We start from the raw sequence: 23,384 nt of genomic DNA, 5'->3' as shown, positions 1-23,384 counted from the left end.
GCGCGATGGATCGCAGCGCGCTTCACTCGGGTTCGACGATGACGACGCCGATATTGAGCCAGAAATCATCGCGAAATCATTAGCTTGTCTGTGTCCGCGGCGATTCCTGGATGTCGGTCGGTCTTGCATGCCGGCGCAAACGGCACCACATTTGCGGCGATGGAGAGCATGATGGACGATAATCGCATCGCCGAGATGCTGGTCCCCGCCAGCGACGCCGAAAACGGCAGGCGCAGGCAGCGTGTGCGGGACAATCTGCGCCGTACGGTCCGGCGCGCGGCGCGCCAGATCCCGTTCATGGACGAGGTGATCGCCGCCTATTATTGCGCGCTGGACGACAAGACCCCGACCCGCGTGCGGGGCGTTTTGCTCGCCGCGCTTGCCTATTTCGTGCTACCGCTCGACACGATCCCCGATTTTCTGGTCGGGTTCGGCTTCACCGACGACATGGCCGTGCTGACGGCCGCAATGACGGCGATTCGCGGCCATATCAAGCCTGCCCATCGCAAGGCGGCGCGGGAATTTCTCGACGAACAGGACTGACGGCCTTTTGTCAGCCGTCGGCATCGACCTTGGGATCGGTTTCCAGTGCCCGGCGCAGCCGCGCGAAGGCGAGACGGATGCGCGACTTCACCGTGCCGAGCGGAAGTCCGGTGCGCTCTGCGATCTGGCTGTGGGTGAGCCCATTGAAAAACGCCAGCCTGATTAAGCCCATTTGCTCGTCGGGCACGCTGGCCAGCGCAAGGCGAACTCGCTCGTCGCGCTGGCGCCCGTCGAGACTCGTATCGGGCGCTTCGGCGGGGTCGGGCTGGAAAAATGGGTCGTGCGGATCGATCAGATGGGAGCGGTCGCGCCGCAACCCGTCGATGCGACGGTTGCGGGCGACACGAAACAACCAAGTTGCGAGCGAGGATTTCGCCGGGTCGAAAAGATGCGCCTTGTGCCACATCACCGCCATCACCTCCTGGGTCAGGTCCTCGGCGGCGCCGGTTTCCATGCCCTGCTTTTGCAGAAAGCCGTTGATGCGCGGGGCGAAATGGTCAAACAGGGCCGTGTAGGCATTCCGGTCGCGGCCGGCCGCCACCCGCGCCATGAGGCTGGCATGTTGTGACTGCGGCGCATGATCATGATCGCGCAATCTGCTCCCCGTCTTCGCCTGTCGGGCGACAGCCGCCCGTCACGACCCTACGGGTGCGGATGCTGTGGCGCAATATGGCCTTAGGCGTGTCGCGGCGGCGGGCCGGGTCGGACGCCTTTGCCTGACAAACTGTTGCCGTTTTCCTGCGCTCTTTCCTTGAATCATGATGTTTCGGCGCAAAATATGCCGTGAGCGCGGTTGTGCCGGAACCGGCGGAAACGGGCGCATTATCGTCGGTCGGGTTCACTCTTTGGTAACTCCGATTAATTAAAATTAAGGCAAGTGCGGCCCGCGAAGGGCGCCCGGCAACGGGTTGAACAGGCCAAACACAGGAAAAATGGTATCGACATGCGTGCACTGATTTCGTTCCTCGCGGGAGCAGCCGCCATTCTGGCGGTGGCAGGACCGGCCGGAGCGCAGACCGCGACGAAGGTGGGACAGCACAATGCCTGGGGGACCTATTCCTACCAGTCGGGAAGCGGAAAGGTCTGTTATGTGTTGTCGGTGCCGACCGACAAGCAGCCACCCTCGCTCGACCATGGCGATATCTTCTTTTTCGTCAGCCAGAAACCGGGGCAGAACATCGCTTACGAACCGCAGTTCATCGCGTCGTACAATTTCAGGGAAAACTCGAAAGTGTCGGTGAAGGTGGGCGACCGCTCCTTTTCGCTGTTCACCAAGGGCAAGTCGGCTTGGCTGGAGAACGCAGCGGAAGAGCCGCAGCTCGTGGCCGCGATGAAGGCTGGCTCCGAAATGTCGGTCAAGGCGGTGTCTGGCCGCGGCAACGACACCAATTATGCCTTTTCGCTGCGCGGCATCACCGCCGCGCTGCAATCCATCTCAAGCTGCAAATAAGACCGGACCTATCCGAAGGCGGTTCGCCGGCTCAGCCGGCGTTCCTGCGCAGATGGGCCAAGCCGGCCAGGATCAGTCCGGCGATCTCGGCCACGCGTCCAGGTGTGTCGGCTTCGTAAAACCGCATGATCTGCCCGGGGTCGCGGAAGCGCACCGTCATCGCCTCGACGAGGTTCGCCGCTTCGCCCGGTTCGCGGCCGCCGAGCAACCCTTTTTCACCGCAGCGCTGCATGATCGCCTCAAGCTGGGCGTGTATGCGGTTCAAATGGCGTTCCACGATCGACGCGTTGGCCGCGCCGAGCGCGAAATAGGCGCGAAACAGTTCCGGATCCTCGGTGTAGCGGGCGCGCTTCAGTTCGTACTGGCGCGCCACGAAACGCACCAACTGCTCGGCCGGGGGCTGGCGGGAGGCGGCGATGTCGGCGAGTTCGCGCTCGATCTCCGCGAACCAGCGTTCGCCGACCGCCTCGAGCAGATCACGCTTGCTGTGAAAGAAGCGGTAGGCGTTCGATTGCGACATGCCGCATTCGGCGGCGATATCCGACACGGTGAGCTTTTTCGGCCCATGGGCCTTGATGTGGCGCTCGGCTGCCTCGAGGAGTTTTTTCCGGACGGCGGCGATGTCGGTTTTCGGTCTCGGCAAATATCAGATCCATCCGCAGGTCCGGCGCCGGCAGCCGCAAACGGCCTCGCCGAAGAGCGACTGGACCCGCAGCCCTTGACGGCGGATTTTGTCAGAAGTCGCTGACGAGGGCCGAAGCGGCCGCGAGCGCGCAAGTGATCGGCGCGTTCACCTTGATTGCAAGGCCGAATGGCGCCAGCGCCAGACCGAAATACATCGGAATTCGGCAAATGGAATAAAATCCGTCGGTTATCAGCCTGTTTGGCCGTTGAAAGATGTGGATAGCCGTCCCGGCATGAGGAAACACCGCGTGCGACCAAAAACCCGAACCGGTGTGAAAACGATCAGCAGGGTTCCAGGAAAATTGGTGCCGCGAAGCGGGCACCACGGCCGCGCCGGACCTGGAATGTCGCGATTATCATCGGGAAACGGACTGGGGCCCATCAGTCATTTCCTCCCAGCTCACCGCCGACTGCAAGGAACGCTGAAACCTCATGGGCAGACGTTCATGATAAGAGATAGCGTTCATCAGGATTCTACAGCCCGCAGAGCGCTAGTCGCAAGGCGGATGACGCGGGCGCGCGGTTCTGATAAAGCCGCTGAAACTGGAAACCGGCATCAGCCGACCATATTTTGACGCCCATGGCCCTGACGATCGATCTGACCTCCGTCGAGACGCGCAACGCTCTCGCCGCCGAACGCGCAAAATCGGACACACCGACCCTGGTCGGCCTGACCCGGGAGGAGCTTGCCGCCACCCTGGTGGACAGCGGGCTCGTGCCCGAGCGACAAACCAGGATGCGCGCGCAGCAGCTGTGGCACTGGCTTTATGTGCGCGGCGTGTCCGATTTCGACGACATGTCCAATATTTCGCGCGATTTGCGAGGCGCGCTCGGTCGCCATTTCACCGTGGCGCGGCCGGAAATCGTCGAGGAGCAGATCTCGGCCGACGGCACCCGCAAATGGCTGTTCCGCTTTCCGCCACGCGGTGCCGGACGCCCTGTCGAGGTCGAAACCGTTTATATTCCCGAGCAAGGCCGCGGTACGTTGTGTATTTCCTCGCAGGTCGGCTGCACGCTGACCTGCTCGTTCTGCCACACCGGTACACAGAAACTGGTGCGCAACCTGACGGCCGAAGAGATCCTGTCGCAGCTTCTGACCGCGCGCGACCGGCTCGGCGATTTTCCCCAGCGGGATACGCCGATGGGGGCGATCGTGCCGGCGGAAGGGCGCAAGATTTCCAACATCGTCATGATGGGCATGGGCGAGCCGCTTTACAATTTCGACCATGTGAAAAAGGCGCTGCTGATCGCCTCGGACGGTGACGGGCTTTCCCTGTCGAAACGCCGGATCACCTTGTCGACCTCTGGCGTGGTGCCTGAAATCTACCGTACCGGCGAGGAGATCGGCGTCATGCTGGCGATCTCGCTACACGCGGTGCGCGACGATCTGCGCGACATGCTGGTGCCGATCAATAAGAAATATCCGCTGAAGGAACTGCTGGAAGCCTGTCGACGCTATCCGGGCCTTTCCAACGCGCGGCGCATCACCTTCGAATATGTGATGCTGCGCGACGTCAACGATTCGCTTGCCGACGCCAAGGAGCTGGTACGGTTGCTCAGGGGTATTCCGGCCAAGATCAATCTGATCCCGTTCAATCCCTGGCCGGGCTCGAACTACCAATGTTCTGATTGGGAAACGATCGAGACCTTCGCCGACTATGTCAATCAGGCCGGTTACGCCTCGCCGATCCGCACGCCGCGCGGGCGCGATATTCTCGCCGCCTGCGGGCAGCTTAAATCTGAATCCGAACGGCTGAAGAAATCGGAACGGCTGGCGCTCGAGGCGATGATGATCGCCGGGCACGGCGAGGCTTGATCCGCATCCTCGTCCTGCTGGTCCGCTTCGCGGTCATCATAGTCGGTTATGCGGCGGCCGCGCTGGCGGCGAGCGGGTTCTTGCATGCGATCCTGCTTGGCCGGGCCCAGACTGAACTCGGACAGGGTTCCGGTGCTCCCGGCGCCTGGTTCTTCTCGGTTCTGTTCGTGGCGCTGCTGGCCTCCTACTACGCCTTCATTCCCGCGATCGCGGCCATTCTGTTCGGCGAGTTTTCGCGCCGCCGTGAATGGCTCTATTACGCGGTCTGCGGCGCGGTGATCGCGGCCGCGGTGTCGGCCCTGCTGAATGGCGGGGGGATGGCTGATACCGGATCCTTGGCCGACAGGCCGATCCTGTCCCTGCTCGGGGCCGGCATCGTCGCAGGTATCGTCTATTGGGCCTTCTGCGGCCGAAGCGCCGGCCGCTGGCGCGACCGGGCCGAATTCAACGCGCCTGAGCAGTCAGAATCTTGATCGCAAAAGCGGAAAACACACCCGCGAAAAGATAGTCGATCAGGCGCGTCACCCGCGGACTTTTCTTCAAAAGCCCGGCAAACCCGTCGGCCGCCAGCACCATGGGGATGGTCAGCGGCAATGACAGAGGAATGAACATCAGCCCGAGAAAGAACAGTTTCCCCGACGCGTGCGGATCGGACACCGAAACGAATTGCGGCAGGAAGGTCATGAAGAACAATATGATCTTGGGGTTGAGCAGGTTGATGCCCAGTCCCGTCGCCCAGTTGCGGTAAAGCGAACGCGATTTGCGCGCACGGGTCTCCGGCGAAAAGGCCGAGCCGTTGCGGATCGCCTGCCAGGCAAGCCAGACCAGATAGCCGGCCCCGACGATCTTCAGCGCCAGAAAGGCCTGGGGCGAGGCGACGATGAGTGCCGACAGGCCGAGCGCGACCATGCAGGTGTGGATGACGATGCCGGTCATGGCGCCGAACATGCAGGCGAGGCCCGCCGCGCGCCCCTCCGACAATGCGCGACCCACAAACAGTGTCATGTCGGGTCCCGGTGTGATCGCGATGATGAAGGTCGCGACGGCGAACTGCAGCAGGACGGAAAATTCGGGTGCGAACATTGGAACCTGGCGCCGGAACGTTGTCACATTGTCGAGATCGCGTTCTACAGGACGGACGGCGCCGCGAAAAGACCACCGGTGACGCGCTCCCGGTTCCGCACGGCGTGAACTCGGGGTGAGGCTCATATCGGCCACCGTTCAGCCCACCCCTGCAGCCGGGTTCGCAGGCTACCGTGACGGCAAGCTGTTGAATCGAAGTGGTAATCCCCCATTCATCGCTGCTTTTGCAGTGCAAAATCGGATGATCACTTCCTAAGCTGCGAGTGTTCCGCCAAGTCAAACATTTGATAAAACATTTTCGGAATTAAAACTTTAGTATTAGACGCAGATGCAGTAAAATTGATCAAAATCACCGGATTGCGCAAATGTTCATATAGATTATTCTTGTTTTGCTGAAACATCGCGATACGCATATCAGGGAGGAAAAAATGACGACCGACAAAATTTCGCGGCGGCACTTTCTGAAAAACACCTCGATCGCCGGTGCTGGCGTGGCGGCGACGACCGCGCTGGCCGCTCCGGCCGTTCTCGCGCAGGCGCCGATCACGTTGAAGATGCAGTCGTCCTGGCCGTCCTCTGACATATTTCAGGAGATGGCCCAGCAATATGTCGAACGCGTCGAGGAGATGGCCGGCGGGCGACTGAAAATCGATCTGCTTCCGGCGGGCGCCGTCGTCGGCGCCTTCCAGGTCCAGGACGCCTGCCATGACGGCATCCTGGATGCCGCGCACACGGTTCCAGTGTATTGGTACGGCAAGAACAAGGCCGCCTCGCTGTTCGGAACCGGACCCGTCTTCGGCGCCAATGCGACCGAGATGATCGCGTGGATGTACCATGGCGGGGGCCACGAGCTTTACCGCGAACTCACCCAGGACGTTCTGGGTCTGAACATTGTCGGCTTCTTCGCCTTCGGCATGCCGGCGCAGCCTTTCGGGTGGTTCAAGGAGGAAATCACCAGCGCCGATCAGGTAGCGGGCCTGAAATACCGCACAGTCGGTCTGGCGGCCGATCTGTTCCAGGCGATGGGGGCGGCGGTGGCGCAATTGCCCGGCGGCGAGATCGTGCCGGCGATGGAGCGCGGCGTGATCGACGCGTTCGAGTTCAACAACCCGACCTCCGACAGCCGCTTCGGGGCGCAGGACGTTGCCAAAAACTATATGCTTGCGTCCTATCATCAGGCTTCCGAATCCTTCGAGTTCATCTTCAACAAGGACAAATATGAAAGCCTGCCGCCCGACCTCCAGGCGATCCTGAAATACGGCGTCGAGGCCGTGCATCTGGCAAACACCGCATTGGCTCTCAATCAATATTCCGCCGATCTGGAGAAGCTGCAGAACGAGGCGGGCGTTAACGTCAAGCGCACACCCGACGATGTGCTCAAGACCCAGCTCGACGCCTGGGACGAGATCCTGCCGCCGCTGATGGAAGATCCGTTCTTCGCCAAGGTGGTGGAAAGCCAGAAGGTCTGGTGCGAGCGTGTGGTATTCTACAGCCTGCAGAACGCACCGGACTACCGGCTGGCCTACCAGCATTATTATCCGGGTAAGCTCTGATCGTCTCGCAAGACCTAACCGAGGCCGATCTCCGTTCGGGATCGGGAACGTGGTATAGGTTGGAAGCGGCGGGTTTCGAACTGGAGACCCGCCGCGCGCCGCGCCCGCAACCCCGACGGCGACCGGCCTTGGTGCGTGACGCGGCCCGTCAGCGCTCGTGTCACGTCCGCACGGCTTCTCATCGAAGCGAGCGGGGATAGAAGCGGGGCAAAAGGCGATGCAAAGCTATATCCGATTTGCCGACAAACTGTCCGCCTGGTTCGGCAAGGTGTTCGCATGGTGCGTGCTCGTGATGACTTTCGGGGTCGGCTACGAGGTTTTCGTGCGCTACGCGCTCAACGCGCCGACACCGTGGGCGTTCGACCTGTCCTACATGATGTATGGCACCATGTTCATGATGGCCGGCGCCTACACTTTGTCGCGCGACGGCCACGTACGGGGCGATTTCGTCTATCGGCTGTGGAAGCCGGCGACGCAAGCCAAGGTCGAACTGGTCCTGTATTTCCTGTTCTTCTTCCCTGGCGTGCTGGCGCTGGTCATTTCCGGCTGGAAATATGCCGGGCGGTCCTGGCGCTATTTCGAAGTCTCCAGCATGAGCCCGGCCAATGTTCCGATCTTCCAGTTCAAATCGGTGATCATCGCGGCCGGCGTCCTGCTGGTTTTCCAGGGCGTGGCACAGGTTTTCCGCTGCGTGCTTACGATCCGCACCGGTGAATGGCCGCTTCGCGAAGAAGACATCGAGGAACTCGAGACGACGTTGCAGAAGGCCGGCCGCTCGGTTCTGGCGCACGGTTCCGAAGCGATCGACATCGTCACCCCGAAGGAAAGGCGCCCATGACCGATCCGCAAATCGCGATTCTTATGCTGGGCCTGTTCATCTTCGTGATCATGCTCGGCTTTCCGATCGCCTTCACCTTGATGGCGATGGGTATCGGTTTCGGTTACTACGCCTATTTCGACGCCGAGCGCATGCGCACGCTGGTCGACAACCGCATCTTCGACCTGTTCGTCAACCAGACCTACTCGGTGATGGCCAATGACGTGCTCACCGCGATCCCGCTGTTTTTGTTCATGGGCTACATCGTCGAGCGGGCCAATATCGTCGACCGGCTGTTCGAGACGCTGAGCGTGGCGAGCCGCCGCCTGCCCGGCTCGATGGCGGTCGCCGCGCTGATTACCTGTGCGCTATTCGCCACGGCCACGGGTATCGTCGGCGCCGTCGTGACCCTGATGGGGCTGCTTGCCTTTCCGGCCATGCTCAGGGCGCGCTACGACGAGCGTTTCGCCTCCGGCGTGATCTGTGCGGGCGGCACGCTCGGCATCCTGATTCCACCCTCCATCATGCTGATCGTCTATGCCGCGGCCTCCGGCGTGTCGATTGTGCGGCTTTATGCCGGCGCGTTGTTGCCGGGCTTCCTGCTGGCCGGAATGTATCTGATCTACATCGTCGGCCGCGCCACGCTGCAGCCGTCGCTCGCCCCGCGCCCGGAAGAGCCAGACGAACCGATCCCGACGACACGGCTGGTCGTGATGTTGCTGACATCCTTCTTTCCGCTGGCGATCCTCATCCTGTCGGTTCTGGGGGCGATCCTGTTCGGTCTGGCCACACCCTCGGAGGCGGCGGCGATCGGGGCGCTCGGCGGGCTCGTTCTGGCCGCCGCCTATCGCGCACTGACCTGGGACAGGTTGCGCGAGTCGGTCTATCTGACGGTGCGTACGACGGCCATGGTGTGCTGGCTGTTCGTCGGCTCGTGGACCTTCGCTTCGGTGTTTTCCTATCTCGGGGGGGAACAGGTGGTACGCGAGTTCGTCATCGGCATGGACCTGACGCCGCTTCAGTTCCTGATCCTGGCCCAGATCATCATTTTTCTGCTCGGCTGGCCGCTGGAATGGTCCGAGATCATCATCATCTTCGTGCCGATCTTCCTGCCGTTATTGCCGTTGTTCGACATCGATCCGTTGTTCTTCGGCATCCTGATCGCGCTGAATCTGCAGACGTCCTTCCTGACACCGCCAATGGCGATGTCGGCCTATTATCTCAAGGGCATCGCGCCGCCGCATGTGCGCCTGACGCAGATCTTCGCCGGCTCGCTGCCTTATGTCTTCATGGTGTTTATCACCATGGTCGTGCTTTATGTGCTGCCCGATATCGTGCATGCGCTGCCAAAACTGTTCTACGGGCGGTGACGATGGCCAAGCGCGGGTTCGGCCGCGGAACGAGGAGGCTCCATCATGCTCGTTGATCGCATATTCGCCCTGCTCGCCTATGCGCTTCTGGCCGGGTTCCTCGGTATCATCGCCATCAAGGTCCACCGGATCGATCTCTATGTCGCTTGCCTGGTTGGCCTCGGACTGGCCGGTTACGACATGTGGCGTTCGCTGTTTCGAGGCGACAGATAGCCGGAGGCGACCGGCTGGAGCAGATGTCAGTCGGCCGCGCGGAGGTCCGGCGGAACCTGCAGCGCGTAACCGCCGCCGTCCCAGAACCAGACGAATTCGTCGTCTTCGCCCGGCGGCAGGGTCACCAGATTGGGCCAGCCGTCGATCGCCGCGTCAGCGTCCCAATGAAGCGCCACGCCCTCGCTGTTGAAAACCTCGCGCCAGTCCGTCATGGCGTCCGAGCGGGCGTGTACGGTCACGTTGCAACCGGTGTCGCCGAAATAGGAGCTCGCCCCGCACAGGCTGGCGACCAAAAGCGCGCGTTGCACATCGAGATCGACGCGCCGCGCCTGGACCTGTGGGGCAAAGCCGGCGGCGGCGCGGAAACGCGCGATCTCGTCGGCAAGCAGCTTCGTTGCGGTGTCGACGGCCTCGCCGGTCTGTTCGAGCGTGATCGCCTCATAGGCCGACATGTCGCGCGGCGAGCATTCCGGCGCGACCGCTTCGATGGCCTTGCGCGAGCCGCGCAGCGACAGGCGCGCTTGCACGACAGTCAGGCCTTCCCCGACTTCAACCGACATTTCGCCGCCGCTCTTCAGCGGATCGAGCAGTTCGCGCGGTACCTTCAGCGCCACACCTCGCTCGCTGGAGAGGCGCGTAAGCTCGAAATCGGATCGGTCGATCCGCAGCCGGGCGGTGTCGGGCAGGGCCTGGGTGTCGGTGTCGGCGGCAACGCGCAACAGCAGCGTCCAGCGCTGTTGTCGGCAGTCGAGCTGCACGGCCTCGACGCCGCGGGCGGCAACAGGCGGGGGGGCGTATGCGATGGCGCCGAACGGGGAGACGGTCCAGCGTTCGGCTGCCGGTGCCGGATCCACCGGTGCGAGCAGTGCCAGCAGCGCGGCGCCCGCGAACGTCATGCCGCGAATCCGGCGGCCGCGCGGATGGCGCCGCGTGGCGCGTGTGTCAGTGTGTGGCAAGGTTGTGTCCCGCTTCCCGATTCGAGCCCGATAAAGATTAGCCGATCGCGAAACAGGCGCAAACCGGGCCTCGACAGCTGCGTCGGATGGCCGTCTCAGCCTACCAAGGGCGCCGCGGCCGAAGGCGCGGCGACAGCCTTGCCCGGCCGCGCTTTCCTGATAAAAGGGCAGCGACTTCAAGGGGCGCATCCGGCTTTGCCGTCCGGCGCCGGCAATTTGAAAGACGAGAAATCCCATGAGCAAGTGGAAAGACGTCAAGAAGGTCGTGCTCGCCTATTCCGGCGGCCTCGATACCTCCATCATCCTGAAGTGGCTGCAGACCGAGCTCGGCGCGGAGGTGGTGACCTTCACCGCCGATCTCGGCCAGGGCGACGAACTGGAACCTGCGCGTCGCAAGGCGGAACTGATGGGGATCAAAGACATTCGCATCGTGGACGTCCGCGAGGAATTCGTGAGGGATTTCGTCTTTCCGATGTTCCGCGCCAATGCGCTTTACGAGGGCGTCTATCTGCTCGGCACCTCGATCGCCCGGCCACTGATCGCCAAGCATCTGGTGGAGATCGCGCGGGAAACCGGTGCGGACGCTGTCGCGCACGGATCAACGGGCAAGGGCAACGACCAGGTTCGTTACGAATTGTCGGCCTACGCGCTCAATCCCGACATCAAGGTGATCGCGCCGTGGCGCGACTGGGAGTTCAAATCGCGCACGGCGTTGCTGGACTTTGCCCAAGCACACCAGATTCCCGTGCCAAAAGACAAGCAGGGCGAGGCGCCGTTCTCGGTGGACGCCAATCTTCTGCACTCCTCCTCGGAGGGCAAGGTGCTGGAAGACCCGTGGTCGGAGGCGCCCGAATATGTCTACCAGCGCACCATCTCGCCGATGGAGGCGCCCGACACGGCGACCGAGGTCACGATCTCTTTCGTCAAGGGCGATGCGGTTGCGATCGACGGCAAGGCGATGTCGCCGGCCGCGATCTTGACCGCGCTCAACGATCTCGGCCGCGCCAACGGCATCGGCCGCATCGACCTGGTGGAAAACCGCTTCGTCGGCATGAAATCGCGCGGCGTCTACGAAACGCCGGGCGGCACGATCCTGCTTGCGGCGCACCGGGCGATGGAATCGCTGACGCTCGACCGCGACGCGGCGCATCTGAAGGACGAGTTGATGCCGCGTTACGCCGAGTTGATCTATAACGGCTTCTGGTTCTCGCCGGAGCGGGAAATGCTGCAGGCGCTGATCGACAGGAGCCAGGACGATGTTGAGGGCGAGGTGCGGCTGAAGCTCTACAAGGGCAATGTCATCGTTACCGGCCGGCGCTCGCCGAAATCGCTCTATTCCGAAGCGCTCGTCACCTTCGAGGATGATCGCGGCGCTTATGACCAGAAGGATGCCGAAGGCTTCATCCGTCTCAACGCGCTGCGTTTGCGCACGTTGGCGGCGCGCGACCGGCAACGGTAGCGCGTCGCGGCGGTCCTGCCGCGCCGCCTCGGCAGGTTCTGGCGCAATCGTTGGCGGAACCTGTCGGTTGACGTTTTTCTAAATCGATTTAGAAAACACGGCGCAACAGGAGGCCTGCCGATGCCGGCAACCGAGACGTCCTTCGAAGATTTGCGGCGCGGCCGCTGGGCGGTCGCCGCGATCTTCCTGGTCAACGGGTTTCTGGTCGGGTCCTGGGCGCCGCAGATTCCGGTCACGCTCGACCGCCTGCAGATCAGCGAATTCACGCTCGGCCTTCTGATCCTGGGTTTCGGCGCCGGCGCGCTTATCGCCATGCCCACGGCCGGCTATCTTATCGCCCGGCACGGCTCTACGCCGGTGGTGCGCGCGCTGGCGTTCGCCTGCTCGTTCGGCCTCTTAGGCGTGGCGCTGGCGCCGGGTCTTGCCAGCGTAGCGCTGGCGCTGTTGGTGTTCGGGGCGCTGATCGGCGGCACCGATGTGTCGATGAACGCCAACGCGGTGGCGGTTGAGCGCCGGCTCGGCCGCGCCATCATGTCGTCCTCGCACGGCTTCTGGAGCCTTGGCGGTTTCGTCGGCGGCGGGCTCGGCGGGTTCGCCATCGTCGCGCTCGGTCATGTCGGCCATGCGCTTGTCGTGACCGCGATCGCGCTTCTGGCCACGCTGGTCGCCACGCGGCATTTGTCGGGCGAGGCCTCGCCGGAGGTGGCGTCCGGCAGGCGTTTTTCCCTGCCGCGCAATCCGCTCGTCTATCTGGTCGGCCTGATCGCGTTGTTTTCCATGGTGCCCGAGGGCGCGGTTCTCGACTGGGCCGCGCTTTATCTGCGCCAGGAGCGCGGCGCCGATCTTGCCACCGCCGGGCTGGCCTTCGCCGGGTTTTCCGGAACGATGGCGCTGATGCGGTTCGCCGGCGACATGGTGCGCGACCGGCTCGGCGCCGTCGCGACCTTGCGGGTTTCGGGGCTTGTCGCCGCGGCGGGCATGATGGTGGCGGCCTGGTCGCCAGATCCGGCGCTGGCGATCGTCGCCTTTGCCCTGTCCGGACTCGGTATCGCCAATATGGTACCGATCGCCTTTTCCGCCGCCGGCAACCAGGACGACATTTCCGCCGGCGCCGGGCTGAGCACGGTGACGAGTATGGGCTATGCCGGGCTGCTGGTGGCGCCGTCGGTGATCGGCTTCATCGGGGAGCACACCGGTTTTGCGCCGATCTTCGCTGTGCTTTCGGGGCTGCTGGTGCTGGTTGTACTGATGGCGGGCTTGGCCAGAAAAGCCGAATTCGCACAAGGCGGGCCGTCTCACTCGGCCGCGTAGCGCTTCAGCCCCTCATGCAAAAAGTCGGCGACCCGGCGGATGCGCGGGCTCGTGCGCACGTCGCGATGCATGGCGAGCCACATTGGCAATACCGGCAGCCGCATTCCGGGCAGCAACGCCTCGACACCGTCGTCGCGGTCGATCAGCGGCCGTTGAAAGAACCCGACACCGTTGCCGGCGCGGATCGCCTGCCAATAGACGATCTGGCTGTCGCAGCGGAAGCGGAAGGCATGACGGTCGGCCTCGACGCCGAAACGGGCAAAACCCTCGATGATGCTTGTGTCGCGGTCGAAGCCGACAAGGTCGTGGGCGACGAGTTCGTCGGGTTGTTGCGGCCGGCCGCGGCGCTCGAGATAGGCCGTGGCGGCGCAGGCGACGAGCGGGATGTCGGCGATCTTGCGCGCGACAAGGTCGAGCTGGGCGGGTTTTACCATGCGGATCGCGATATCGGCGTCGCGGCGCAGCAGGTTTTCGACCTGATTGGAGGCGACGATTTCGATCTCGATGCCCGGCTCCTCGAGTGCCAGTGCGGCGGCAAGCGTCGGCAGGGCGTAGGCGGCCATCACCTCGCTGGCGGCGATCCGCACCGTTCCCGAGACCTGTTCGCTCGCGCCCAGCGCAAGCCGGGACAAGGCCGCGGCCTGTTCGCGTACGGCCCGAGCCCGGTTGAGGAGCGCGGCGCCGTTCTCGCTCAGCACATAACCGCCGCGGCCGCGGCGGAACAATGTCACCCCGAGCGCACGCTCCAGTTCCGCGATGTGCCGGCCGAGCGTGGGCTGGCTTGCCCGCAGCGTGCGGGCGGCCGCCGACAGGCTGCCGGTCTCGGCCACCGTCACGAAACTCTTGATCAGGTTCCAATCGAGATCGTCGGCCATCGGTTCAAGGGTGTATTCATTTTCGAATAATTGAACTGCATTGATGGCAAATTTCAATTCAAGGAAGAATAAAGCACCTTACTCCCGACATGACAAGGGAGCTTCACATGCAGACAATCGTCATTCTCGGCGCGGCGGGGCGCATCGGTGACGCGGCCGCCCGTGCTTTCCTGGATGCCGGTTGGCGGGTGAAGGGCGTGGCGCGGGGTTCCAAGGGAACGGCTTTGGCGCCGGGCGTCGAAGCCGTGCAGGCGGACGCGTTCGATCGCGAGGCGCTGGCGGCGGCCTGTCTTGGCGCCGACGTTGTCCTCAACGCGCTCAACCCGGCCTATACGGAGTGGGAGGAAAAAGTGTTGCCGATGGCCGAAAACGTCATCTTCGCCGCTGAAAAGGCGGAGGCGACGCACATGGTGCCGGGCAATGTCTACAATTTCGGCTACGAAATCGGGATCGGCATGAAGGAGGACGCGCCCCAGGTCGCCTCGACGCCGAAGGCGCGCATCCGCATCGCCATGGAGGAACTGTTCGCGGCACGGGCTCGCGAGCGCGGCGTGCGCACGATCGTGCTGCGCGCCGGCGATTTTTACGGCGGACACCGACCGGAAAGCTGGCTCGACATCTTCATCCTCGCCAAGCTGCGCAAAAATATCTTCACGTGGCCGGGCCCGATGGACGTGCCGCACGCCTTCGCCTATCTGCCGGATCTGGCTCGTGCCTTCGTCATGCTCGCCGAGCGGCGCGCCGGGTTTTCCACCTTCGAGCGTTTTCATCTTGCTGGCCACACTCTTACCGGCGTCGACTTTAAGACAGCGACCGAAAGGGCTGTTGGCCGTCCGCTCACGCGGCGCGGCGTGCCTTGGACGCTGGTGCGCGCCGGCGGACTGTTCATGCCGCTTTTGCGCGAGGTGGCGGCGATGTCTTATCTATGGCGCACGCCGCATTCGCTGGACGGAAGCCGTTTCGCCCGACTGGTCGGGCCGGAGCCGGTCACAGAACCGGCCGCAGCGATCGGCCAGGCGATAGACGATCTCGGTCTCGACGGCCCGCGCCGGCGAGCCGCCTGAGACGAGAGACGGCTGCAAGCCGGATCAGATCCGGCCGAGAAGGGCCAGGACGAGGATCACCACCAGGATCACGCCGACAAGACCGGACGGGCCGTAACCCCAGGCGCGCGAATGCGGCCAAGCGGGGACCGCGCCGATCAGGATCAGGATCAGGATGATGATGAGAATTGTGCCGAGCGTCATGATGCTCCCTCCAATGCGTGGCTAACACACATCAATGCGCGAAGGGTCTGGTGGTTCCCGAGCGCTCGAGGAGAACCGGTACTTGATCGTCCGCCCCGGCCTGCTACTCCGCCGCCTTTGGATAGCCCGATGTCAGGTCGACGTCGGGTTTTCCGGCCGTCGGCTCGGCCTCTTTCCTTCCGCTGCGGCGACGGAAGATGCGATTGAGGAAAGCGGAGACCTTGGAATCATTGCTGCGGGTGAAGATCATCAGCAGCGATGGGGTGACCACCAGTGTCAGCACGGTGGAAAAGGCGAGGCCGAAGACGATCGAGCTCGACAGCGCGATCCACCATTGCGTCGACGGCGCGCCGTAGGTGGTTTCGTGGTTCATCAGTTCCAAATTGACACCGAAGGCGATCGGCAAAACGCCGAGGATCGCCGTCACCGCAGTCAGCACGACCGGCCGGGCGCGCTCGCGGCAGGTCTGCAGCACGGCATCGAGTTTGTCCCAGCCCTCGTGGCGCAGGCGGTCGTACGTGTCGATCAAAACGATGTTGTTGTTCACCACGACGCCGGCCAGCGCGATGATGCCGATGCCGGTCATGACCACGCCGAAAGGCTGGCCCATGATCAACAGCCCGAGCAAGACGCCAATGGTCGACATCACCACTGCCGACAGAACCAGGCCGACAGACATGAACTTGTTAAGCAAGGCGAGCAGGACCACGAAAATCAAGAAGATCGCGGCGCCGAACGCCTTCGACAGGAACTCGCCCGCTGCCTTCTGCTCCTCGTCCTCGCCCGCGAGCTTCCAGCGGATGCCGCTGGCGTCGAGATCCATCGCCTCGAGATTGGCGATCACCTTCTGACGCACGGCATCGGCCTGAACGCCCTCGCGGATGCCGGCGTCGACGGTGACGGTGCGCACGCCATCGATGCGGGTCAGAATGCCGGTGCGCAGCGCCGGCTCGCGGCTGACGAAGTTCGAGATCGGCACCGAGCCTTGCGCCGTCTCCACCCGCAACTGGTCGAGCGTGGCGAGCGTGCGCCGGTCCTCCGGCAGCCTCAGCCGGATATCGACGGCGTCATCGGCGCCCGCCGGACGATAATCCGACAGTTTCAATCCGGTGGTGACGAGCTGGACCACGGTGCCCACCGAGCCCGGACCGATGCCGTATTGTGCCGCCTTGGTGCGGTCGACCTGGATCTCCCAGTCGATGCCGGGCGGCGGCAGGCCGTCGCCGATGTCGATCACATCGGGAATGGTGGCGAGCATGGCCGCCGTCTTGCCGGCGACCTCGTCCAGCCCGGACGGGTCGTTGGCGGAAAGCTGGACCTGGATCGCCTTGCCGGTCGGCGGGCCGGCGTCGGGCACCGACACCTCGATCTCGGCGCCGGGGATACCGGTCATGGCGACGCGCAGGTCTTCCAGGATGGCGCTCGCCGGCTTGCGCTCGCGCCAGTCGAGGAATTCGTACTGGATGACGCCGACCACATCCTCGTCGACTTCGGCCCCGCCGCCGCGCACGCTGCCGACGCGGGTATAGACGGTCTCGATCCCGGGCCAGCCGAGGATGCGCTCTTCGGCCTGATGCACCAGCGCGTCCTGCTCTTCGAGCGAGAGGTTGCCGCGGGCATGGACGTAGAGAAGGCCGTATTCCGGCTCGACATTGGGGAAGAATTCGACCCCCTTGCCGTAGGTGCCGTAGGCATAGGGCACGGCGACCAGCGCGGCGAGCGAGGCGAAGGTGACGATGAAGGGGTGGCGTACGGCGCGTCGCACGAAACGCATATACCAGCCGTCGCGATGCTCTTCCTCGATCACCGGCTTTGCAAACAGCGCGCCGAGCGCGGGCGTGAAGACCAAGGCGTAGATCAACGACGACGATAGCGTGACGATCAGCGTGATCGGCATGTATTTCATGAACTCGCCGACGATGCCGGGCCAGAACAAGAGCGGCGAGAAGGCGGCCACGCGCGTCGCCGTCGCGGCCACCACCGGGCCGGCCATGCGCTTTGCGGCCAGCGAGAAGGCTTCTGCCTTGGGCATGCCCTCCGTCATGCGCCGCTCGGCGAATTCAGTCACGATGATGGCGTCGTCGACCAGCATGCCGACGGCCAGGATCAGCGAAAACAGGACCACGATGTTGACCGTGTAGCCGGCCAGCGACAGCCACATGATGCCCATCAGGAAGGATGCAGGGATCGCCAGGCCGATCAGCATCGAGGCGCGCCCGGACAGCGCGTACAGGATGACCACGAAAACCAGGATGACGGCGGTCAACACGCTGTTTTCGAGATCACCGAGGAGCTGGCGGATAACGGTCGACTTGTCCTGGCTGAAAGAGACTGTCGCGCCCTCGGGCAGGATCTGCTGGAACTGGGTGGCGACCGCCTTCACCTTGTCGACAGTTTCAACCAGATTGGCGCCCGTGCGCTTGGACACTTCGATCGCGATCGCGGGCCGCCCGTTGAGCCGGGTGATCGTCTCGGCGTCCTTAAAGGTGGAGCGAATGGTGGCGAGATCGCGGGCACGTACCACCGCGTTGCTGTCGGCGACGATCGGCAGGTTGGCGACGTCCTCCACCGTCTCGATCAGGGACGGCACCTTGACCGCGTAGCGACCCTGATCGCCCTGGAGCGCGCCGGCGGCGACGAGCGAATTGTTGGCGTTGACGGCGGCGATCAACTGGTCGAGCCGCAATCCGTAGGACGACAGTTTCACCGGATCGATGATGACCTCGACCAGATCGTCACGCGCGCCGCGCAGTGCCGCGTCGAGGACGCCGGTGACTTCCTCGATGCGGTCGCGCAGCTCGCGCGCCGCGGCCGTCAGCGCGCGTTCGGGCACGTCGCCTGACAACGTCACCACAAGGACCGGGAATTCCGAGATATTGACCTCGTTGACGCTCGGCTCGTCGACGCCCTGGGGCAGGTCCTGCTCGGCGTCGGAGACCTTGTTGCGCACGTCCTCGAGCGCCTTGTCGAGGTCGGCGCCGGCCTGGAACTCGACCACGACGTTGCCGCCGCCCTGATAGGCGCTCGACCGCATTTCCTTGATGCCGCTGATCGATTTCAGCCGTGTCTCGACCGGCCGCAGAAGCAGGCGTTCGGCATCCTCCGGCGAGATGCCCTGATAGGTCATGCTCACATAGATAATCGGAATCTGGATGTCCGGCTCGGCTTCCTTGGGGATGGCCTGATAGGCCATCGTGCCCGCCACCAGGAAGAACAGCAGGATCGAGATCGTCAGTCTCGCATTGCGAATGGCGTAGTCGACAATGCCCATGTCGCGACCGTCAGTTGACCGGGCCGGCCAACTGGCCGACCAGGCGTTTGACCGTTTCGGCATCGGCTTCCACGGCGTTGACCGCGTCGCCCGTCTTCACCAGATCCTGGCCGGCGACGATGATGCGCGCGTCGTCGGGAATGCCGCCCAGCACCAGACCTTGGGGGGTGTCGTCGATCAGGTCGATCGGCACGAAATCGACGATGTTGCGCGGCGTGACGATGCGCACACCGAGATCGCCGGTTTCCGACAGCGTGACGACGGAACGCGGCAGGAAGACCGATTGCACCTTGTCGGCATGCAGGCTGATCTCGGCGGTCATGCCGGCCGGTATCTCTAACTCCGGATTGGCGATCGCGATCTCGACGCGGAAGGTGCGCGTCTGGGGCGATGCCTCGCGGCTGATATAACGCAGTGTGCCTTCCAGACTTTTGCCGTTCACCAGCTTCACCTCGGCGGTGTTGCCGATCTCGAGTTCGGCGAGGTCATGTTCGCTGACCTGGCCGACTGCCAGGATCGGATCGAGGCTGAGCACCGTCGCGATTTCCGCACCCTGCATGATGGCGCTGCCCTTTTCGACCGGGACACGGTCGACAAGGCCGGCGAAAGGGGCGTGGACCTCGTTGCGGGCGAGCTCGGCGTCCGCCGCCTCCAGCTGCGAACGGGCCTGTGCCAGCGCGGTATGAGCACTGTCGAGCCGCAGCTTGGCCATATTACCCGATTTGGCCAGCCGCTCGGCGGCCTTGGCCTCGGCCTCGCGCTGGGCGAGCATGGCCTTCGCCATCTCCACGGCGGCGACCTTGCCCTCCGCGTCGAGCCGCATGATCAGGTCGCCCTCCCTGACGGGGCTGCCCTTGTCGACCGGCAGGTCGGAGACGATGCCGCCCACGCGGGCGGCCAGCTTGGTGTGCTTGTTGGCTTCCGTCGTTCCCGAAACGCGGATGGTGCGGGCATGCATGGCGCGCGGCGGCACGACCACGGCTACGGTGCGCAGAGGCGTCTCGACCGCAGCCTTCTTGTCCTGCGCCGGCGGGGCTTCGGGCTCGGGGATCGCGCTGCCGACCGAGGTGAATTCACCGGTCAGAATCCAGCCCGCAGTTGCGGCGAGCACCACGATCGCGGCGAGCTTGTGAAATCTGATCCTGGGCATGCGTGGTTCCCGCGCAAACGTTCCGCCATCGGCGCGCCGGATGTCGGGGCGCTGGGCTCATGTGGTCTCTGAAGCAGCCGGATTCAATCGGCGAGGGTTATCCACCTTCTCCCGGCGGCGGTTGTGTACCGCAATTGTTCCCGCGAAAAAAGTCACTTTTGTCGATTGACCGGATCGGTCCCGATGATGGGTGTTCAATCGGCGGGACAGGGGGCGCCGGCCGCGGCCCATCGTTCGATGGCCCGGAAAGTCTCATCGGCCGATCCCGGCGCGGGTTCGCGGCCGGGCCCCGGAACCCAGCCCCAGCCGACCAGCGGATCGTCGCGGACATGCGTCGCCACCTCGTCGAGCGTGCGCCCGCCATTGCGCTCAGGATCCTTGATCTGGGCGCAGATCTCAGCCGACGACTTTTGCCACCAGGCCATTTCCGCCGGCGCGAGATGCCACAGCGGTGCGCCGGGCGGTCCGTGCAACTTGCTGGAATTGCTTGAGAAATGACACGAGGTACAGCGCAGGGCGGCATTGCCGAAGCCCGAACCATCCTCGCCCCGGGAAATGTTGAAGGCGTGGATGCGCGTCGTGCCGTAATGCGCGCCGGACCAGCGCGGATAGGCATCCTCGACATGGCAATTGGCGCAGCGCGGATGCGACAGGACGGCGACGATCTTGTCCCATTCAGGCAGGCCCTTTTCGCGATCGACGGCGATCGCATCGTCGTCGACGGCCGGCGCATCCTGCGCGTGGACGGGGCTTGCCGCCAGCATCGTGATGACAGCTGCTGTCAGCAATCTCGCCAGAACGGTCATGCGAAATCGACCTCGCGCGTGAGCGGCAGCGAGCGAATTCGCTTGCCAGTCAATGCGAAGACGGCATTGGCGAGCGCCGGCACGGCGGGCGGCGTGCCGATTTCGCCGACGCCGCCCATCTTGTGGTAGTTCTGCAGGATCGCCACCTCGAAGGCCGGACACTGGTGGATGCGCATGGCGTCGTAGTCGTGGAAATTCGACTGCTCGGCCATGCCGTCGGTGAAGGTGATTTCCTGGCCGATCGCCGAGGACAGGCCGAAGACCGCGCCCGACGTCAATTGCGCCTCGATGATGCCGGGATCGAGCGCGGTGCCGACATCGGCGACGATCCAGACCTTTTCGATGCGGATGCCGGCGTCGGTTTCCGCGACCTCGACGACTTCCGCGACCCAGCTTCCGAAGGAAAGCGTAAAGGCGAAGCCTCTGGCGCGGCCGGCGGGAAGGGTTTCACCCCAGTTGGAGAGCGCGGCCGCCTTCTCGACCACTTTGACGGCGGCTGGATGGTCGGCCATCAGCGTCAGCCGCATCTGGACCGGGTCGAGGCCGCCTGCGGCCGCGACCTCGTCGAGGAAGGATTCGTGGAAATAGCCGTTGAAGGAATTGCCGACCGAACGCCAGAAGCCGACCGGCACGCCGGTATCGGCCTTGACCGCCGCCACCCGATAATCGGGGATGGTGTAGGGCTGGTCGAACGCGCCTTCGGCGATCGTCTTGTCGGGTCCCAGCGGCGAGAGCGAGGGGAAGGTGCGCCGCAAGGTGCTGGCGATCGTCGATGGCGAGGCGATCTTCATGTCGACCGCCTCGGGCAGTCCATCGGCGCCGAGGCGGGCGCGAAAACGCCCCATCGCCGCCGGGCGGTAGGTGTCGTGACGGATATCCTCCTCGCGCGTCCAGATGACCTTGACCGGCCGGCCGTCGGTTTCCCTGGCGAGCAGGGCAGCGAACATGGAATAATCCATCTCGCCGCGCCTGCCGAAGCCACCGCCCATAAAGGTTGTGTGCACGCGGGTATCTTCGGTGTCGACGCCGGCCACGTCGGCGCAGAGCTGACGGGTGATGGTCGGCATCTGGTTGGGCGACCAGACCTCCAGCAGGCCATCCTTCAGTCGCGCGGTCGCATTCATCGGCTCCATGCAGGCGTGGGCCAGGAAGGGCACCTCGTATTCGGCCTCCACGACCTTGTCGTGCGGCGCGTCGGCAAACGCGGTGTCGACATCGCCGTCGTCGCGCAGCGCATCGCCCGTGTCGGCGGCAAGCGCATCGCGCAGAAAGGCCGACATCGCGGCGCTGTCTTGCGGATAGTCTGCCTCACCCCATTCGACCTCGATCGCCTCGGCGGCGCGGAAGGCGGCCCAGGTGTTTTCGGCGATGACGCCGAAACCATGGCCGTAGCTGGTGTCGATCGGCACGATCTTGACGACGCCGGGCATCTTTTCGGCCTTGCTGAGGTCGGCCTTGACCGGCTCGACCCAGAAGCGCGGGCTCATCCTGACGGTGCCGTAAAGCATGTCGGGTAGGCTGACATCGACGCCGAAGATCGGTGCGCCGGTTACCTTGGCGTGCATGTCGGTGCGCGGTTGCGACTTGCCGAGCAGGCGCCAGTCGGCCGGCTGTTTCAGGCGCTGATCGGAGGGCGGGTCCAGGCGCGCGGCCTGTGCCGCGACCTCGCCATAGGAAAGCGTGCGGCCCGATGCCTCGTGGGTGATCGTGGCGTTCGCGGTCGCAAGCTCATCCGCCGGCACCTCCAGCCTTTCGGCGGCCGCGGCAAGCAACATCTGCCGGGCGACGGCGCCGGCGGTGCGCATCTTGTCAAAACCGTCGCGCACCGACGACGATCCTCCGGTACCCTGGAGGCCGAGAAACTTGCCGAAGGCGCCCATGCCGCCGCGCATCAGCTCGGCGACCACGCCTTCCTCGAAAAACGGGAACGGTCCGCCCTCGGCCAGCATCTCGGAATTGTAATAGGCATAGGAGGCCGGGCCGTGCTCGACGGTGACGGCTGCCAGATCGACGTCAAGCTCCTCCGCCACAAGGGCGGCCAGCGTTGTCGCCACGCCCTGGCCCATCTCGGCGCGCGGCGCGATCACCGTAATGGTATTGTCGGCGCCTATCTTGACATAGGGATTGAACGTCGCCTCACCCTCGGCGAGTTCGTTCTCGAGCGGGTTGGGATAGGGGCGGCGATAGACATAATAGCCGACGGCCACACCGCCGGCGATGGCGGCGGCGCCGATCAGGAAGGTGCGCCGGGCGATCTTTCCGAGATTGGCCATGGCTCAGGCTCCCGTCTTCGCTTTTTCGACCGCCGCGCGTTTGATGGCGGCGCGGATGCGTGGATAGGTGCCGCAACGGCACAGATTGCCGGCCATCGCGTTGTCGATGTCGTCGTCCGAGGGATCGGATATCTCCTCCAGTAGCGCATGCGCGCTCATGATCTGCCCGGCCTGGCAATAGCCGCATTGCGGCACCTGCTCGTCGAGCCATGCCTGCTGCACGACGGAAAGCCCGTCCGCGCCGGACAGCCCCTCGATGGTCACGATTTCTCCCTCGACCAAACCGACCGGGAGCGAGCAGGACCGCACCGGTGTGCCGTCGACAAGTACGGTGCAGGCGCCGCAGGCGGCGATGCCGCAGCCGAACTTGGGCCCGGTGATGCCGGCCAGATCGCGCAACGCCCACAGCAGCGGCATGTCCGGGTCGGCGTCGAGTTCGATAGGATTTCCGTTGACGGTGAGGCGCATGGGGATACCCTTCGTTGTCGTCCAGTGCCTTTCGGGCCT

Annotated in this window: 23 protein-coding genes; 11 read left to right on the top strand and 12 right to left on the bottom strand. The window is 64.1% G+C overall.

Translation table 11 applies throughout. The annotated features are described in order from the left end of the window. Window positions 1–171: 171 nt before the first annotated feature. Window positions 172–543 (top strand): YkvA family protein, encoded by a 372-nt coding sequence (locus GN330_RS04235; RefSeq protein ID WP_156711392.1) that lies wholly within the window; start codon window positions 172–174, stop codon window positions 541–543. Between the two features lie 10 nt (window positions 544–553). On the opposite strand, the gene GN330_RS04230 is transcribed toward GN330_RS04235, so the two are convergent. Next, window positions 554–1,138: a sigma-70 family RNA polymerase sigma factor gene (locus tag GN330_RS04230; protein ID WP_343040250.1), complete on the bottom strand. Its 585-nt coding sequence runs from the start codon at window positions 1,136–1,138 to the stop codon at window positions 554–556. A gap of 348 nt (window positions 1,139–1,486) precedes the next feature. Here GN330_RS04230 and GN330_RS04225 point away from each other — a divergent pair, with 348 nt between their 5' ends. Next, the gene (locus GN330_RS04225; RefSeq protein WP_156711391.1) at window positions 1,487–1,993 is read left to right on the top strand and encodes an invasion associated locus B family protein; all 507 of its coding nucleotides are present in this window, start codon (window positions 1,487–1,489) and stop codon (window positions 1,991–1,993) included. A gap of 31 nt (window positions 1,994–2,024) precedes the next feature. Here GN330_RS04225 and GN330_RS04220 read toward each other — a convergent pair whose 3' ends face one another. Both GN330_RS04220 and GN330_RS23685 read right to left on the bottom strand, forming a co-directional pair. Beyond that, window positions 2,025–2,636, bottom strand: coding sequence for a TetR/AcrR family transcriptional regulator (locus GN330_RS04220; RefSeq protein ID WP_156711390.1), 612 nt, complete (start codon window positions 2,634–2,636; stop codon window positions 2,025–2,027). A gap of 91 nt (window positions 2,637–2,727) precedes the next feature. Next, a complete protein-coding gene (locus tag GN330_RS23685) occupies window positions 2,728–3,000 on the bottom strand; it encodes a methyltransferase family protein (RefSeq protein WP_343040360.1) in 273 nt (90 codons plus the stop codon). 257 nt (window positions 3,001–3,257) lie between these two features. Here GN330_RS23685 and rlmN point away from each other — a divergent pair, with 257 nt between their 5' ends. Both rlmN and GN330_RS04205 read left to right on the top strand, forming a co-directional pair. After that, window positions 3,258–4,493, top strand: a complete 1,236-nt coding sequence (gene rlmN / locus GN330_RS04210; RefSeq protein ID WP_156711388.1) for a dual-specificity RNA methyltransferase RlmN — start codon at window positions 3,258–3,260, stop codon at window positions 4,491–4,493. Beyond that, window positions 4,490–4,966 (top strand): hypothetical protein, encoded by a 477-nt coding sequence (locus GN330_RS04205; protein ID WP_156711387.1) that lies wholly within the window; start codon window positions 4,490–4,492, stop codon window positions 4,964–4,966. The genes rlmN and GN330_RS04205 overlap by 4 nt, the downstream gene beginning before the upstream one ends. On the opposite strand, the gene GN330_RS04200 is transcribed toward GN330_RS04205, so the two are convergent. Continuing rightward, entirely contained in the window at window positions 4,938–5,576 is a 639-nt protein-coding gene (locus tag GN330_RS04200; RefSeq protein WP_156711386.1) for a LysE family translocator, read from the bottom strand. The two genes, GN330_RS04205 and GN330_RS04200, sit on opposite strands and share 29 nt — an antisense overlap. Before the next feature lie 428 nt (window positions 5,577–6,004). On the opposite strand from GN330_RS04200, the gene GN330_RS04195 reads away from it, so the two are divergent. The 4 genes from GN330_RS04195 (at window position 6,005) to GN330_RS23395 (ending at window position 9,529) form a co-directional block, all read left to right on the top strand. Beyond that, entirely contained in the window at window positions 6,005–7,129 is a 1,125-nt protein-coding gene (locus GN330_RS04195; RefSeq protein WP_156711385.1) for a TRAP transporter substrate-binding protein, read from the top strand. A 217-nt stretch (window positions 7,130–7,346) separates the two neighbouring features. After that, window positions 7,347–7,967 carry a TRAP transporter small permease subunit gene (locus GN330_RS04190; protein ID WP_156711384.1) on the top strand — a complete coding sequence of 207 codons (621 nt, stop codon included), beginning with the start codon at window positions 7,347–7,349 and terminating at the stop codon, window positions 7,965–7,967. After that, a complete protein-coding gene (locus GN330_RS04185) occupies window positions 7,964–9,316 on the top strand; it encodes a TRAP transporter large permease (protein ID WP_156711383.1) in 1,353 nt (450 codons plus the stop codon). The genes GN330_RS04190 and GN330_RS04185 overlap by 4 nt, the downstream gene beginning before the upstream one ends. A gap of 45 nt (window positions 9,317–9,361) precedes the next feature. Continuing rightward, window positions 9,362–9,529, top strand: a complete 168-nt coding sequence (locus GN330_RS23395; RefSeq protein WP_197435026.1) for a hypothetical protein — start codon at window positions 9,362–9,364, stop codon at window positions 9,527–9,529. Between the two features lie 26 nt (window positions 9,530–9,555). Here GN330_RS23395 and GN330_RS04180 read toward each other — a convergent pair whose 3' ends face one another. After that, entirely contained in the window at window positions 9,556–10,425 is an 870-nt protein-coding gene (locus GN330_RS04180; protein WP_156711382.1) for a hypothetical protein, read from the bottom strand. A gap of 295 nt (window positions 10,426–10,720) precedes the next feature. Between GN330_RS04180 and GN330_RS04175 the strand changes: the two genes are divergently transcribed. Beyond that, window positions 10,721–11,944, top strand: coding sequence for an argininosuccinate synthase (locus tag GN330_RS04175; RefSeq protein WP_156711381.1), 1,224 nt, complete (start codon window positions 10,721–10,723; stop codon window positions 11,942–11,944). A 120-nt stretch (window positions 11,945–12,064) separates the two neighbouring features. Next, window positions 12,065–13,255, top strand: a complete 1,191-nt coding sequence (locus tag GN330_RS04170) for an MFS transporter (RefSeq protein ID WP_156711380.1) — start codon at window positions 12,065–12,067, stop codon at window positions 13,253–13,255. Here GN330_RS04170 and GN330_RS04165 read toward each other — a convergent pair. After that, on the bottom strand, window positions 13,240–14,130 hold the full coding sequence (locus tag GN330_RS04165; RefSeq protein ID WP_156711379.1) for a LysR family transcriptional regulator: 891 nt from the start codon (window positions 14,128–14,130) through the stop codon (window positions 13,240–13,242). The genes GN330_RS04170 and GN330_RS04165 overlap by 16 nt on opposite strands. A gap of 107 nt (window positions 14,131–14,237) precedes the next feature. On the opposite strand from GN330_RS04165, the gene GN330_RS04160 reads away from it, so the two are divergent. After that, complete coding sequence (locus GN330_RS04160; RefSeq protein ID WP_197435025.1) at window positions 14,238–15,194, top strand: NAD-dependent epimerase/dehydratase family protein; 957 nt, start codon at window positions 14,238–14,240, stop codon at window positions 15,192–15,194. A 24-nt stretch (window positions 15,195–15,218) separates the two neighbouring features. Here GN330_RS04160 and GN330_RS04155 read toward each other — a convergent pair whose 3' ends face one another. From GN330_RS04155 to GN330_RS04130, 6 genes are all read right to left on the bottom strand, one after another. After that, complete coding sequence (locus tag GN330_RS04155) at window positions 15,219–15,377, bottom strand: DUF3309 family protein (RefSeq protein WP_156711377.1); 159 nt, start codon at window positions 15,375–15,377, stop codon at window positions 15,219–15,221. A gap of 103 nt (window positions 15,378–15,480) precedes the next feature. Then, on the bottom strand, window positions 15,481–18,648 hold the full coding sequence (locus tag GN330_RS04150) for an efflux RND transporter permease subunit (protein ID WP_156711939.1): 3,168 nt from the start codon (window positions 18,646–18,648) through the stop codon (window positions 15,481–15,483). A gap of 10 nt (window positions 18,649–18,658) precedes the next feature. After that, entirely contained in the window at window positions 18,659–19,798 is a 1,140-nt protein-coding gene (locus tag GN330_RS04145; protein WP_156711376.1) for an efflux RND transporter periplasmic adaptor subunit, read from the bottom strand. A gap of 194 nt (window positions 19,799–19,992) precedes the next feature. Continuing rightward, the gene (locus GN330_RS04140) at window positions 19,993–20,604 is read right to left on the bottom strand and encodes a hypothetical protein (RefSeq protein WP_156711375.1); all 612 of its coding nucleotides are present in this window, start codon (window positions 20,602–20,604) and stop codon (window positions 19,993–19,995) included. Beyond that, on the bottom strand, window positions 20,601–22,877 hold the full coding sequence (locus GN330_RS04135) for a xanthine dehydrogenase family protein molybdopterin-binding subunit (protein ID WP_156711374.1): 2,277 nt from the start codon (window positions 22,875–22,877) through the stop codon (window positions 20,601–20,603). Before GN330_RS04135 ends, GN330_RS04140 begins: the two co-directional genes overlap by 4 nt. A gap of 3 nt (window positions 22,878–22,880) precedes the next feature. Beyond that, window positions 22,881–23,345 carry a (2Fe-2S)-binding protein gene (locus GN330_RS04130; RefSeq protein ID WP_156711373.1) on the bottom strand — a complete coding sequence of 155 codons (465 nt, stop codon included), beginning with the start codon at window positions 23,343–23,345 and terminating at the stop codon, window positions 22,881–22,883. Window positions 23,346–23,384 lie beyond the last annotated feature (39 nt).

The sequence above is a fragment of the Nitratireductor arenosus genome (assembly GCF_009742725.1).
Lineage (GTDB): Bacteria > Pseudomonadota > Alphaproteobacteria > Rhizobiales > Rhizobiaceae > Mangrovimarina > Mangrovimarina arenosa.
This window is presented reverse-complemented; position numbering and strand designations above follow the sequence as displayed.

What these genes read in the sequence shown, in the direction of transcription:
- GN330_RS04235 (WP_156711392.1), top strand. Translation starts at nt 172, where the DNA reads ATGGACGATAATCGCATCGCCGAGATGCTGGTCCCCGCCAGCGACGCC.
- GN330_RS04180 (WP_156711382.1), bottom strand. Translation starts at nt 10,425, where the DNA reads ATGACGTTCGCGGGCGCCGCGCTGCTGGCACTGCTCGCACCGGTGGAT.
- GN330_RS04155 (WP_156711377.1), bottom strand. Translation starts at nt 15,377, where the DNA reads ATGACGCTCGGCACAATTCTCATCATCATCCTGATCCTGATCCTGATC.
- GN330_RS04185 (WP_156711383.1), top strand. Translation starts at nt 7,964, where the DNA reads ATGACCGATCCGCAAATCGCGATTCTTATGCTGGGCCTGTTCATCTTC.
- GN330_RS04225 (WP_156711391.1), top strand. Translation starts at nt 1,487, where the DNA reads ATGCGTGCACTGATTTCGTTCCTCGCGGGAGCAGCCGCCATTCTGGCG.
- GN330_RS04200 (WP_156711386.1), bottom strand. Translation starts at nt 5,576, where the DNA reads ATGTTCGCACCCGAATTTTCCGTCCTGCTGCAGTTCGCCGTCGCGACC.
- GN330_RS04190 (WP_156711384.1), top strand. Translation starts at nt 7,347, where the DNA reads ATGCAAAGCTATATCCGATTTGCCGACAAACTGTCCGCCTGGTTCGGC.
- GN330_RS04145 (WP_156711376.1), bottom strand. Translation starts at nt 19,798, where the DNA reads ATGCCCAGGATCAGATTTCACAAGCTCGCCGCGATCGTGGTGCTCGCC.
- GN330_RS04195 (WP_156711385.1), top strand. Translation starts at nt 6,005, where the DNA reads ATGACGACCGACAAAATTTCGCGGCGGCACTTTCTGAAAAACACCTCG.
- GN330_RS04150 (WP_156711939.1), bottom strand. Translation starts at nt 18,648, where the DNA reads ATGGGCATTGTCGACTACGCCATTCGCAATGCGAGACTGACGATCTCG.
- GN330_RS04165 (WP_156711379.1), bottom strand. Translation starts at nt 14,130, where the DNA reads ATGGCCGACGATCTCGATTGGAACCTGATCAAGAGTTTCGTGACGGTG.
- rlmN (WP_156711388.1), top strand. Translation starts at nt 3,258, where the DNA reads ATGGCCCTGACGATCGATCTGACCTCCGTCGAGACGCGCAACGCTCTC.
- GN330_RS04135 (WP_156711374.1), bottom strand. Translation starts at nt 22,877, where the DNA reads ATGGCCAATCTCGGAAAGATCGCCCGGCGCACCTTCCTGATCGGCGCC.
- GN330_RS04140 (WP_156711375.1), bottom strand. Translation starts at nt 20,604, where the DNA reads ATGACCGTTCTGGCGAGATTGCTGACAGCAGCTGTCATCACGATGCTG.
- GN330_RS04170 (WP_156711380.1), top strand. Translation starts at nt 12,065, where the DNA reads ATGCCGGCAACCGAGACGTCCTTCGAAGATTTGCGGCGCGGCCGCTGG.
- GN330_RS23395 (WP_197435026.1), top strand. Translation starts at nt 9,362, where the DNA reads ATGCTCGTTGATCGCATATTCGCCCTGCTCGCCTATGCGCTTCTGGCC.
- GN330_RS04130 (WP_156711373.1), bottom strand. Translation starts at nt 23,345, where the DNA reads ATGCGCCTCACCGTCAACGGAAATCCTATCGAACTCGACGCCGACCCG.
- GN330_RS04175 (WP_156711381.1), top strand. Translation starts at nt 10,721, where the DNA reads ATGAGCAAGTGGAAAGACGTCAAGAAGGTCGTGCTCGCCTATTCCGGC.
- GN330_RS04160 (WP_197435025.1), top strand. Translation starts at nt 14,238, where the DNA reads ATGCAGACAATCGTCATTCTCGGCGCGGCGGGGCGCATCGGTGACGCG.